11 protein-coding genes are annotated in these 12,920 nt (G+C 66.7%); 8 read left to right on the top strand and 3 right to left on the bottom strand.

Annotated features, from left to right (window positions below):
- Position 1: 1 nt before the first annotated feature.
- From O8I58_RS04230 to pilH, 7 genes are all read left to right on the top strand, one after another.
- Positions 2 to 472 carry a DUF7931 domain-containing protein gene (locus tag O8I58_RS04230; RefSeq protein ID WP_298320957.1) on the top strand — a complete coding sequence of 157 codons (471 nt, stop codon included), beginning with the start codon at positions 2 to 4 and terminating at the stop codon, positions 470 to 472.
- A gap of 198 nt (positions 473 to 670) precedes the next feature.
- Entirely contained in the window at positions 671 to 3,499 is a 2,829-nt protein-coding gene (locus tag O8I58_RS04235) for a 2-oxoglutarate dehydrogenase E1 component (RefSeq protein WP_298320959.1), read from the top strand.
- Between the two features lie 44 nt (positions 3,500 to 3,543).
- Positions 3,544 to 4,755, top strand: coding sequence for a dihydrolipoyllysine-residue succinyltransferase (sucB, locus tag O8I58_RS04240; RefSeq protein WP_298320961.1), 1,212 nt, complete (start codon positions 3,544 to 3,546; stop codon positions 4,753 to 4,755).
- Positions 4,756 to 4,918: 163 nt separating this feature from the next.
- Entirely contained in the window at positions 4,919 to 6,355 is a 1,437-nt protein-coding gene (lpdA, locus tag O8I58_RS04245; protein ID WP_298320963.1) for a dihydrolipoyl dehydrogenase, read from the top strand.
- 87 nt (positions 6,356 to 6,442) lie between these two features.
- Entirely contained in the window at positions 6,443 to 6,619 is a 177-nt protein-coding gene (locus O8I58_RS04250; RefSeq protein ID WP_298320965.1) for a hypothetical protein, read from the top strand.
- A 40-nt stretch (positions 6,620 to 6,659) separates the two neighbouring features.
- A complete protein-coding gene (locus O8I58_RS04255) occupies positions 6,660 to 7,253 on the top strand; it encodes an LOG family protein (protein ID WP_298320967.1) in 594 nt (197 codons plus the stop codon).
- Positions 7,254 to 7,665: 412 nt separating this feature from the next.
- Complete coding sequence (gene pilH, locus O8I58_RS04260; RefSeq protein ID WP_298320968.1) at positions 7,666 to 8,055, top strand: twitching motility response regulator PilH; 390 nt, start codon at positions 7,666 to 7,668, stop codon at positions 8,053 to 8,055.
- Positions 8,056 to 8,140: 85 nt separating this feature from the next.
- Here the strand turns inward: pilH and O8I58_RS04265 are convergent, their stop codons facing one another.
- Positions 8,141 to 9,028 carry a DnaJ C-terminal domain-containing protein gene (locus O8I58_RS04265; protein WP_298320970.1) on the bottom strand — a complete coding sequence of 296 codons (888 nt, stop codon included), beginning with the start codon at positions 9,026 to 9,028 and terminating at the stop codon, positions 8,141 to 8,143.
- Positions 9,029 to 9,147: 119 nt separating this feature from the next.
- Positions 9,148 to 9,591 carry an Hsp20/alpha crystallin family protein gene (locus tag O8I58_RS04270; RefSeq protein WP_298320972.1) on the bottom strand — a complete coding sequence of 148 codons (444 nt, stop codon included), beginning with the start codon at positions 9,589 to 9,591 and terminating at the stop codon, positions 9,148 to 9,150.
- 191 nt (positions 9,592 to 9,782) lie between these two features.
- On the opposite strand from O8I58_RS04270, the gene O8I58_RS04275 reads away from it, so the two are divergent.
- Entirely contained in the window at positions 9,783 to 10,265 is a 483-nt protein-coding gene (locus O8I58_RS04275) for a peroxiredoxin (protein WP_298320975.1), read from the top strand.
- Positions 10,266 to 10,568: 303 nt separating this feature from the next.
- On the opposite strand, the gene pbpC is transcribed toward O8I58_RS04275, so the two are convergent.
- Positions 10,569 to 12,899: a penicillin-binding protein 1C gene (gene pbpC, locus O8I58_RS04280; protein ID WP_298322728.1), complete on the bottom strand. Its 2,331-nt coding sequence runs from the start codon at positions 12,897 to 12,899 to the stop codon at positions 10,569 to 10,571.
- Positions 12,900 to 12,920: the final 21 nt, after the last annotated feature.

Consider the following 12,920-nt stretch of genomic DNA (forward strand, 5'->3'; position numbering starts at 1 on the left):
CGTGGAAATCGAGCACCAGGCGCAGGCCATCGACACGGTGGCCGCCCTGGCCGACGCGACGCGCAGCTTGCTTTGTATCTATACGCGCGAACTCGATCCCGGCCTGCTCGACGCCCCAGCGGTCCTGGACGCATTGCGCGCCCTGGCCGTGCGCCATCGTGGTGCGCAGGTCCACATCCTGATGCAGGACCCGGATGCGCCCCAGCGCGCCGGCTCGCCCTTGATCACCCTGGCCCAGCGCCTGCCCAGCAGTTTCGTCCTGCGCGTGGTCGACGAGCCGGTGGACCGCGGTTATGCCGGCGCGTTCGTCGCCAGCGATGGTGGTGGCTATTACTTCCGCGCTCTTGGGCACCGTTTCGAAGGCGAGGCCGAACTGGATGCCCCGGGCCGCAGCCGTCAGTTGCGCGATGAATTCGCACGCTTCTGGGAGCGGGCCCGGGCCTGCACCGAACTGCGCGCGCTGGGTCTCTAACCAGCGCAACTGGCAATGTCCCGCATAGTGGGTCATTGCCCCAAACCATCCTGACGATCCCGTCCATGGACCCGCCCGGATTCAGGCCGAAGCCTATAATTTGCTGGTTTCGCGGCGCCAGTACGCCTTGACCGGCGAGTTTCCAGGCTGTCCCCGCCAGTGCTTCCCAACCCACAAAAGACGCCGTAGGCAATCACCGTGGACAATCTTCTCAAGCAGTTTGCGCAGTCCTCCCAACTCAACGGCGGCAGTGCCGCTTATGTCGAAGACCTGTACGAGCAATACCTGGTCGCCCCTGACAGTGTTGACCCCAAGTGGAAGGCCTTCTTTGATGGTTTCGAAGGTCGCGAGGCCGGCGACGTGCCGCACTCGGTGGCCATCGAGCACATCACCCAGGCGTCCAAGCAGGCCGCCAATGCCGCCAACGGCGCGGCCCCGTCCGACGAGCGCGAGCGCCATGTCGGCCGCCTGATCACCGCCTACCGTTCGCGCGGCCACCTGGGCGCCAAGCTCGACCCGCTGAACCTGACCGAGGCGACCAATCCACCGGACCTGACCCTGGACTGGCACAGCCTGTCCGAGCGCGACCTGGACAGCGAATTCAGCACCGGCGGCGTCGCCGGACAGCCGCGCATGGTGCTGCGCGACCTGCTCGCCCGCCTGAAAGCCACCTACAGTGGATCGATCGGCGCCGAGTTCATGCACATCCCGGACCATGACCAGCGCCGCTGGATGTACGAGCGCCTGGAAAAGGCCGGCGGCCAGTACGGCCTGGATACCGATACGCGCAAGCGCACCCTGGAGCGGATCACCGCGGCCGAAGGCCTCGAGCGCTACCTGCATACCAAGTACGTCGGCCAGAAGCGCTTCTCGCTGGAAGGCGGCGACTCGCTGATCCCGATGATGGACGTGATCCTGCGCCGCAGCGGCAGCGACGGCGTGCGCGACATCGCCGTGGGCATGGCCCACCGCGGTCGCCTCAACGTGCTGGTCAACACCCTGGGCAAGAACCCGCGCAAGCTGTTCGACGAGTTCGAAGGCAAGTTCGAGCATGCCCACGACGACCGCGCCAGCAGCGGCGACGTGAAGTACCACATGGGCTTCTCGGCCGACATCTCCACCCCGGGCGGCCCGGTCCACCTGGCGCTGGCGTTCAACCCCTCGCACCTGGAAATCGTCGACCCGGTGGTCGCAGGCTCCGTGCGTTCGCGCCAGGAGCGCTACAGCGACGCCGAGCGCAAGCACGTCCTGCCGGTCCTGATCCACGGCGACGCCGCGTTCGCCGGCCAGGGCGTGGTGATGGAACTGCTGCAGATGTCGCAGGCCCGTGGCTTCGCCATCGGCGGCACCGTGCACATCGTCATCAACAACCAGGTGGGTTTCACCACCAGCGCCCGCGACGACGCCCGTTCCACCCTGTACTGCACCGACGTGGCCAAGATGGTCGCCGCCCCGGTCCTGCACGTGAACGGCGATGACCCGGAAGCGGTCGTGTTTGCCGCCAACCTGGCCTACGACTTCCGCCAGACCTTCAAGAAAGACGTGGTCATCGACCTGATCTGCTACCGCCGCTGGGGCCATAACGAGGCCGATGAACCGGCCGCGACCCAGCCGGTGATGTACCAGGTGATCCGCAAGCACAAGACCACCCGCGAGCTCTATGCCGAACAGCTGGAAAAAGCTGGCGTCATCGGCGCGGGCGAAGCCAAGGCGATGGTCGACAGCTACCGCGACAAGCTCGATTCGGGCGAGTACACCACCGACCTGGCCAAGCCCGAGCGCGATCCGCTGGCCATCGACTGGTCCAAGTACCTGTCGGGCAAGCTCTCCGATCCGGTCGACACCACGGTCAAGCCGGCCAAGCTCAAGCAGCTGGCCAAGATCATCAACACGATCCCGGAAGGCGTCACCCTGCATCCGCGCGTGGCCAAGATCTACGAAGACCGCGCCAAGATGACCGCCGGCGACCAGCCGGGCGACTGGGGCTTCGCCGAGAACCTGGCCTACGCCACGATCCTGGCCGAAGGCCACACCCTGCGCCTGGTCGGCCAGGACGCCGGTCGCGGCACGTTCTTCCACCGTCACGCGATCCTGCATGACCAGAAGACCGACAGCTATTACCTGCCGCTGCGCCAGCTGGTCGACGACCCGCAGGACGCCACCGTCATCGACTCGCTGCTGAGCGAAGAAGCGGTGATGGGCTTCGAGTACGGCTACTCCACGACCGACCCCAATGCCCTGTGCATCTGGGAAGCGCAGTTCGGCGACTTCGCCAACGGCGCCCAGGTGGTGATCGACCAGTTCATCGCCGCCGGCGAGGCCAAGTGGGGCCGCATCACCGGCCTGGCACTATTCCTGCCGCATGGCTACGAAGGCCAGGGCCCCGAGCACAGCTCGGCCCGCCTGGAACGCTTCCTGCAGCTGTGCGCGCTGGAGAACATGCTGGTCTGCGTGCCGACCACCCCGGCCCAGTGCTTCCACATGATTCGCCGCCAGATGCGCATGACCACGCGCAAGCCGCTGATCGTGATGACGCCCAAGTCGCTGCTGCGCCACAAGCTGGCCGTGTCGTCCCTGGACGAACTGGCCAACGGCGAGTTCCAGCACCTGATCGGCGATGCCAAGGCCGACCCGAAGAAGGTCAAGCGCGTCGTCGCCTGCTCCGGCAAGGTCTATTACGACCTGCTGGAAGATGCGACCAAGCGCGAGCAGGACGACGTGGCCATCATCCGCGTCGAGCAGCTCTATCCGTTCCCGCGCGAAGCCCTGACCGCCGAGATGAAGAAGTACGGCAAGGCCACCGACCTGGTCTGGTGCCAGGAAGAGCCGCAGAACCAGGGTGCCTGGTACCAGATCAAGCACCACCTGCAGGCCTGCCTGGGCAACAAGCAGGAACTGCATTACGCAGGTCGTGCCCGTTCGCCCTCGCCGGCGGCCGGTCACATGGCCGAGCACGTCGCCGAGCAGCAGCAGCTGGTCGCCGACGCGCTGGTCAACGATTTCGGCAACGACGTCGTCGCCGAATAAACACACCCGATACCTACCCCAAGAGAAATCTAGGACGCTCCCGCATGGCCACCGAAGTCAAAGTTCCGGTACTTCCCGAATCCGTTTCCGACGCCACCATCGCCAGCTGGCACAAGAAGGTCGGCGATGCCGTCAAGCGTGACGAGAACCTGTTGGACCTGGAGACCGACAAGGTCGTCCTGGAAGTGCCCTCGCCCGTCGATGGCGTGCTGAAGGAAATCAAGTTCGCCGAAGGCGACACCGTCACCTCCTCGCAGCTGCTGGCCATCATCGAAGAAGGCGCCGTTGCCGAAGCCGCACCGGCCAAGGCTGAAGCCGCCGCCCCGGCCGCCAAGGCCGAGGCACCGAAGGCTGCCGAAGCACCCAAGGCCGCCAAGGTCGAGGCCCCGAAGGCCGCCGGCGACACCGCCAGCCTGCCGCCGGGCGCACGCTTCAGCGCGATCACCGAAGGCGTGGATCCGGCCCAGGTCGACGGCACCGGCCGCCGCGGCGCGGTGACCAAGGAAGACATCGTCAACTTCGCCAAGAACGGCGGCGTGGGCAAGGCCGCAGGCGCACGTCCGGAAGAGCGCGTGCCGATGACCCGCGTGCGCAAGACGATTGCCCGACGCCTGATGGAGTCGAAGAACTCCACCGCGATGCTGACCACCTTCAACGAGGTCAACCTGGCCAAGGTCTCGGCCGCGCGCAAGGAGCTGCAGGACGAGTTCCAGAAGGCCCACGGCATCAAGCTCGGCTTCATGAGCTTCTTCGTCAAGGCGGCCGCCAACGCGCTGCAGCGCTTCCCGCTGGTCAACGCCTCGATCGACGGCGACGACATCATCTATCACGGCTACAGCGACATCTCGATCGCCGTGTCGACCGACAAGGGCCTGGTCACGCCGGTCCTGCGCAATGTCGAGCGCCAGTCCTTCGCCGATGTCGAACAGGGCATCGCCGACTACGCCGCCAAGGCGCGCGCCGGGAAGCTGGGCCTGGACGACCTGCAGGGCGGCACCTTCACCATCACCAACGGCGGCACCTTCGGCTCGCTGCTGTCCACGCCGATCATCAACCCGCCGCAGAGCGCCATCCTGGGCATGCACGCCATCAAGGAGCGTCCGATCGCCGAGAACGGCCAGGTCGTGATCGCGCCGATGATGTACCTGGCGCTGTCCTACGACCACCGCATCATCGACGGCAAGGATTCGGTGCAGTTCCTGGTGGACATCAAGAACCAGCTGGAAAACCCGGGCCGGATGCTGTTCGGCCTGTAAGCAAGTCCTGCACACCCCGCGCCGTTGACCGGCGCGGGGTTGCTTCCAGGGTCCGCAGCTGCCATCTGGATAGCTGGCATTGAGCCAACGGACGCCTCTCCTCTTTCCGCCCGCATGGGCACCTTCTCCGTAGACGGGGAAGCGCAAGGCAAAGGATTCGAACATGGCAGAGAACTACGACGTCGTCGTCATCGGTGCCGGCCCTGCCGGTTATCACGCGGCCATCCGTGCCGCACAGCTGGGCCTGAAGACCGCGTGCATCGACGCGGCGCTGGGCAAGGACGGCAAGCCGGCCCTGGGCGGCACCTGCCTGCGCGTGGGCTGCATCCCGTCCAAGGCGCTGCTGGACTCGTCGCACCAGTACCACAACATGCTGCATCAGTTCGCCGACCACGGCATCAGCTTCAAGGACGCGGCCATCGACGTGCCGGCCATGATCTCCCGCAAGGACAAGATCGTGAAGCAGTTCACCGGCGGCATCGGCATGCTGTTCAAGGCCAACAAGATCACCCCGTACTACGGCTTCGGCGAACTGCAGCCGGGCAACGTGGTGAAGGTCAAGCAGCACGATGGCGAAACCATCGAGCTCAAGGGCACCAACGTCATCATCGCCGCCGGCTCGGATTCGATCGAGCTGCCGTTCGCCAAGTTCGATGGTGAAGCCATCGTCGACAACGTCGGCGCGCTGGACTTCACCACCACGCCCAAGCGCCTGGCCGTGATCGGCGCCGGCGTGATCGGGCTGGAGCTGGGCAGCGTGTGGAAGCGCCTGGGCGCCGAGGTCACCGTCCTCGAAGCGCTGCCGGACTTCCTGCCGGCCGCCGATGCCGAAGTGGCCAAGCTGGCCGCCAAGGAATTCAAGAAGGAAGGCATCGACATCCGCCTGGGCGCCAAGGTCTCCAAGGCCGAGGTCACTGGCAAGGCCGGTGCCAAGCAAGTGGCACTGACCTACACCGATGCTTCCGGCGAACAGTCGCTGGTGGTGGACAAGCTGCTGGTGGCCGTCGGCCGTCGCGCCGCGACCAAGGGCCTGCTGGCCGAAGGCACCGGCGTCAAGGTCAACGAACGCGGCCAGATCGAGGTGGACGCGCATTGCCACACCGGTGTGGACGGCGTGTGGGCGGTCGGTGACTGCGTGCGCGGCCCGATGCTGGCGCACAAGGGCTTCGAGGAAGGCATCGCCGTGGCCGAGTTGATCGCCGGCCTGCCGGGCCACGTCAACTTCGACACCATCCCGTACGTGATCTACACCGCGCCGGAAATCGCCTGGGTCGGCAAGACCGAACAGCAGCTCAAGGCCGAAGGTGTCCCGTACAAGACCGGCAGCTTCCCGTTCGCCGCCGTAGGCCGTGCCGTGGCCATGGGCGAGCCGACCGGCTTCGTCAAGGTCATCGCCCATGCCGAGACCGACCGCGTGCTGGGCCTGCACCTGATCGGTCCCAGCGTGTCCGAGCTGGTCCACGAAGGCGTGTTGACCATGGAGTTCAGCGGTTCGGCCGACGACCTGGCACGCATCTGCCACGCGCACCCGACCCTGTCCGAAGCGATCCACGACGCCGCCATGGCCGTCAGCAAGCGCGCCATCCACAAGGCAAACTAAGCGGCCACGGTCGCTGGTCGAAGGAGGCTTCGTCTCGCGACGGAGCCTTCTTTCGTTTCCGGCACGCCCCCTCACACAGGCCCGCACATGGCATCGACCACGCAACGCAAGATCGGTGCAGGCGCCCTGTGGTTCGCGGGGCTGGCGACATTGGCCGCCGCGCTGCTCATCCGTCAGCCACTGCTGCTGCCGGTTGGCGCGATCCTGATCGGGCTTGGGCGCACCGCCATGACCCGCATCCTGCGTCGCACGCTGCCGCGTTGAGCATCTTTCTTTCCAAGTTCAAGCAAGAGGAAACACCCATATGAAATCCGTCTGCGTCTATTGCGGCTCCAATGCCGGCAGCAAGCCGATCTACGCCCAGCGCGCCGCCGAACTCGGCAAGCGCCTGGCCGCCGATGGCCTGCGCCTGGTCTATGGCGGCGGCAACGTCGGCCTGATGGGCACGGTGGCCAATGCCGTGCTGGAAGCCGGCGGCGAAGTCACCGGCGTCATCCCGCAGCAGCTGGCCGATTGGGAAGTGGCGCATCGCGGCCTGACCAAGCTGGAGATCGTCGGCTCCATGCATGAGCGCAAGGCGCGCATGTTCGAGCTGGCCGATGGCTTCGTCACCCTGCCCGGCGGCTTCGGCACGATGGAAGAGATCTTCGAGATGCTGACCTGGCGCCAGCTCGGCATCGGCAACAAGCCCTGCGCGTTCCTGGACATGGACGGCTTCTATGCGCCGCTGATCGGCATGATCGATCGCATGGTCGACGAGCGTTTCCTGCACCCGGCCCAGCGCGAGGACCTGTGGTACGGCGAGGACATCGACCAGATGCTGGGCTGGATGCGCGACTACACCCCGGCGCAGGCGTCCAAATGGATCGACGAAAAGCGGCGCCAGACGCTGGTCTGATCGCCGCGCCCGGCTGGCCCGGCGATCACCGGCCGCGACCAGCCCGGTGGAACCTGGTCGGCGGATTCGACCAGGGAATGAGCATGGACGGTACCAGCCAGCCGTTTGCCTTCCCGCCAGCAGCGCTTCGCGGCACTGCTGCCTGGCGCTGCATTAAGCGCGGGCTGCCCAGCCTGCGCGCCCCTTTCCTGCAGGCGACCGCTGATGGCCAGGCCAGCCTGGCGATGCCGGTCCAAGACGTCTCCACCCAGCCATAAGTGTGACGCCCCTCATCCTTCCGTCGCCAGGCCCCAGGCCACGGCGCAGCACCGGCGGACGAACGGAACATCGGCTGCGCCGGCCGGTCATCGGCGTATTACGCTGCGCATGAACTGCCTCTACAATCGGCGCGGGGACAATCAGGGGGTACTGCATGGCACGGATTTTGATCGTCGACGATTCACCGTCGCAGCTGCTGGGCATCCAGCGCATCGTGGAAAAGCTGGGGCATGAGTGGATCACCGCCGAGGACGGCGCGCAGGGCGTCGAAGTGGCCAAGCGTGAGTTGCCGGACATGGTGCTGATGGACGTGGTGATGCCGAACCTCAACGGATTCCAGGCCACCCGCCAGCTCAGCCGCGAAGCGACGACCAAGCACATCCCGGTGATCCTGGTGACCACCAAGGACCAGGACACCGATCGCATGTGGGGCATGCGCCAGGGCGCCAAGGCCTACCTGACCAAGCCGTTCTCCGAGGACGAACTGTCCGAGGTAATCGAGCGCATCCTCAGCGCTGGCGAGGCACCACCATCGGTCGCCTGATCATCAGGCCGGCATCAACACTTCAACGTAGAACGGGCGCCGCAAGGCGCCCGTTCCGTGTTCCAGCCCACCCAAGACCACGATCTCAACCCTCAGCGAACGCCTTGGCCAGCTTCTCGTAGGCCTTGCGCTGGGCATCGGTCTCCGCACGTGGCGCGGTGATCTCCAGCTCGACGATCTGGTCGCCCACCGGCGTCCCCGGCAGGCCACGTTCGCGCAGGCGCAGCTTGCGCCCGGCCTCGGACCCGGCGGGGATCTTCAGGTCCACCGACCCACCCAGGGTCGGCACGCTGACCGTGGCGCCCAGTGCGGCTTCCCACGGAGTCAGCTGCAAGACATGGATCACGTTGCGGCCGTCCACCTCGAACTGCGGATCGGCAGCGTACTCGATTTCCAGCAGCAGGTTGCCGCCGCCGTTGCCCTGCCCGGTCAGGCGGATCGCCTGGCCCGGCTTGATGCCCTTGGGCACGCGCACGTCCAGCTGCTTGCCATTGACGGTCACGCGCAGGCTGCTGCCTTCGTACACCGCCTTTAGCGGCACCGACAGCTTGGCCCGGGTGTCGCCGCGCGGCGCCTGGCCACCGGCGAACCCGGCTCCGCCGCCACCGCGTGCACGCTGGCCGAACAGGTTCTCGAAGAAATCACTGAAGCCGGCACCGCCACCGCCCGCTCCGCCGAAGACCTCGTCGAAGTCATAGCCCTGCCCCGGTCCGCGCCCGCCGAAATCCTGCGGCTGGTATTCCTGGCCCGGACGATAGCCGCGCGCCTTGAGCTGGTCGTAGGCCGCGCGTTTTTCCGGATCGCGCAGCGCCTCGTAGGCCTCGTTGACGGCCTTGAACTTGTCCTCGGCGTCGGCCTCCTTGCTGACATCCGGGTGGTACTTGCGCGCCAACCGGCGGTAGGCGGTCTTGATCTCCGCCTCGCCTGCCGTGGGTTCGACGCCAAGCGTCTGGTAGTAATCCTTGAATTCCATCGCATCTCCGCAAGAAAGCCCGCAGCCTCACGGCCACGGGCTTGATCCTGGGCCTGATGCGGTCAACCGTGCATCACGCCCGTCATGCCGACCCGTGCATCCGGGCCAAGGCGTACAGGTTACTGGATCGACTCGCGTCCGACCTGGATCCGGCGCGGCGATGCTTCGGCCCGCTTGGGAATCACCACCTCCAGCACGCCGTTGCGACCGCTGGCCACGATGCCATCGGCATCGGCGGTGTCCGGCAACATGAAGCTGCGGGCGAACGCGCCATGGCGTCGTTCCTGGCGCGAAAAACGCTGGTCTTCGGCCACCTCCGGTGCGGCGCGCTCACCGCGGATGCTCAGCACGTCCCTGTCCATCTGCACTTCGATGGCCTCCAGGTCCACGCCCGGCACGTCGACGAAAATCACGAAGCGGCTGGCTTCTTCCTTCACGTCCACGCGCGGCGACCAGCTGGCCTGTTCAGCGGCCTGGTTGGCCTGCACGAAACGCTCGATGACGCGGCCCAGATCGGCCTGGGCCGGGCGACCCGCCCAACCGTGATAGCGCACAAAACTCATTGCAGTTCTCCTGTTTGGTTGCCTGCGCGGATCAGGTCCGCGCGGCAGGGGGCCATGGCCGCCATGAGCATCAGATAAGCGCAGGCCGCGCGTTTTCAAGGCTTTTGACACGGCCTTTCCGTGGACACTCCTAGGGTTGCGTTCATGCGCGGACCACTGCGGTGCGCGCCATTCCAGGGACTTCCAGACCGATGACCATCCAGCGCGGCGACCGCGTTCCCGAAGCCACCGTCACCCGCATCCGACAGGGCGTGGAGAAGATCGATACGCCCACCCTGTTCCAGGCGCACAAGGTGGTGATGTTCGGCGTGCCCGGCGCGTTCACGCCAACCTGTTCCGAACGCCACCTGCCCGGCTACATCGAGCACTTCGCCGAATTCCGCAAACGCGGCATCGAGGTCTACTGCATCTCGGTCAACGACGCGTTCGTGATGAAGGCCTGGGGCGATGCCGTCGGCGTTCCCGAGGGCCTGCAAATGCTCGCCGATGGCAGTGGCGACCTGACCAAGGCACTCGGCCTGGACATCGACCTCAGCGGCAACGGCATGGGCCTGCGCTCGCGGCGCTATGCGCTGTATGCCGAAGACGGCGTGGTCGAGGCGCTCTGGCTCGAAGCCCCGGGCGAATTCAAGGTGTCCTCGGCCGAACATGTCCTGGCGCAGCTTTCCAGCTGATCCATCCTTTCCACTCAGGCACGAGGCAGGCCAACGTCCGGGACATCCCGCCAGGACGCGTTGGTCGGCCTACTGGAGAGCTGGGTCGACGAGTGCGGCAGCAGCAGGGCCAGACTTCAGGAAACTGGAAAAGGCTATCCGCTACCTGTCATTCCCGCGCAAGCGGGAATCCAGGCGGGCATTGCTTCGGATTGCGGCAGACTGCTCCAACTGACAGCGTCCTGGCATGGATTCCCGCCTGCGCGGGAATGACGAAAAAAAGCAAAAGCTGAAAGCTTTTTCCTGCCCCCCATCCCCGCCCCCTCAACGCAGCACTTTGAACCGCAAGGTCGTCCACGCGCCACTGGCAGCCAGGGCGGTGAGCGTGTGTTCGCCCAGCGTGTCGAACGCGGCTTCAAACGTGCGCGAGCCCTGGGTTTGCGCGATCCAGCGCCCATCCAGCAGCCATTGCACGTCGGTCTCGGTGCCCAGGGCACGCAACTGCACGGTCGCCGGTTTGGGGCTGCCGGGCGCACGCGCGAGCGTTGCGCGGTCGTTGAGGCCCTCGATGCGCAATGACGTCAGTGCCTCACGTCCGTCTTCGGCACAGTCCGGCGCCAGGGGCGGCAGACGCGAAGCCGTGCGCTGGAACGCCGTGAGCCAGGGCGATGCCAGCACCGGCCACTGGGCGATCTGCATGCTCTGCGCGACATGCGGGCGCGTGCATTCGGCGGATAGCCGTTGTCCGGTTGCCACATCGCGCTGGAAGGTCTGCAAGCCGCTGTGCCACAACCGCGCCTCGCGCTCGGCGAAAGTAGGCGGCACGTTGCCGTCGAAGGTCCAGGCCTGCATGCGTTTCTGGCACAACTGCGGTGCCGCTGGATCGGGTGGCAGGCCCAGCGGCCAGCAGATCTCGCGCTCGCTCACGCTGGCCGGTGGCGGGGTCTGCAGTGCATCGCCGGCCGTGCGCGGCAGGCTGTCGATCACCTCGAACATCAACGGCAGCGCCGTCACCGCACCGTACTGGCCCGGCAATGGCGTGCCATCGGGGCGCCCCACCCACACGCCCACCGTGTAGCGCCGCGTGCTGCCCAGCGCCCAGGCATCGCGGAAGCCATAGCTGGTGCCGGTCTTCCAGGCCACCTTCGGTCGACGACTGGTATCGAACGTATCCAGCGCATAGCCAGGACGCGGATTGGCATCGAGCATTTCCCGCACGATCCAGGCCGCCCCCGGCGCCATCAGCCGACGCTCCACCTTCGGGTCCTGCGGCCGGTAGCGCACGCGCCCGGCCAGGCCATCGCGGTTCAAGCCTGCGAACGCGCCGACCAGGTCTTCCAGCCGCGCGCCGGCACCGCCGAGGATCATCGCCAGGTTGGGCGCCGCGCCGCTGGGAAACTGCAGGTCCACGCCGGCGTTGGCCAGCCGCGCGGCAAACCGCGCCGGGCCGACGCGATCCAGCACATCCACCGCCGGCACGTTGAGCGACAGGCGCAGGGCTTCGGCCACGCCGACCGGGCCGTTGTAGGACAGGCCGAAGTTGCCCGGCCGATAGCCACCAAATCCCTGCGGCGCATCCACCAGCAGGCTTTCCGAATGGATCAAACCATCCTCCAACGCCAGGCCGTAAAGGAAGGGCTTGAGCGTGGAGCCAGGCGAGCGCCAGGCGCGAACCATGTCGACGTGACCCAACCGCTTGGCATCGCCGAACTGCACCGAGCCCACGTAGGCGCGCGCTTCCATGGTGGCGTTGTCCACCACCAGCAATGCGGCCGATGTCCGATCAGGAAGATTGGAGAAATACGCCGTGACGCGCTGTTCCAGCGTGCGCTGCAGGTCGGCATCCAGCGTGGACACGATGCGGGTGGCGTTCGGTTCCGCCGCATGCAGGCGCTGGGCCAGCAGTGCCGCCGACAACGGTGGCGCGAGCGAACGCGCCACCACCGGCTCGATCAGCGCGTCCTCCATCTGCGCGTCGCTCCACAGGCCGAGCGTGGCCATCCGTCGCAGGACCTTGTCGCGCGCCACCCGCGCGGCTTCCGGATGACGGTCCGGGCGCAGCCGGCTGGGCGACTGCGGCAGTACGGCCAGCAGCGCAGCTTCGGCATGCGACAACTGGCTGCTGGGCTTGCCCAGGTAGGCCCAGCTGGCAGCCTCAACGCCTTCGATGGTGCCGCCGAAGGGCGCGCGCTCCAGGTACAGCTGCAGGATCTGCGCCTTGCTCAGGTGCGCCTCCAGCTGCACCGCCCTGAGCACCTGCGCCGCCTTGCCCCAGGGCGTGCGGGTATCGACGCCATCCAGGATGCGCGCCACCTGCATGGTCAAGGTAGAGCCGCCGGACACCACGCGTCCGTGCACGACCAGTTGCCCGCCTGCGCGCACCATTGCCACCGGATTGATGCCCGGATGCCGCCAGAACCAGCGGTCCTCGTATCCCAGCAGCGCCTGCAGGTAGAGCGGCGAGACCGATGCCCGGCTGGCCGGATAGCGCCACACGCCCTCGCTGTCGGCAAAGGCACGCAGCGGTGTTCCATCGCGTGCAACGACCAGCGTCGATGTCCCCAGCGACGCTGGTAGCCGCGGCGGGAACACCAGATCCAGCAGCAGCAACGCCGACAACAGCGCCACCGTGCCCCAGCGCAGCCAGGGCAACATGCGATGCCACCAGCGCCGGCG

The sequence above is a fragment of the Pseudoxanthomonas sp. genome, assembly GCF_027498035.1.
Taxonomy (GTDB): domain Bacteria; phylum Pseudomonadota; class Gammaproteobacteria; order Xanthomonadales; family Xanthomonadaceae; genus Pseudoxanthomonas_A.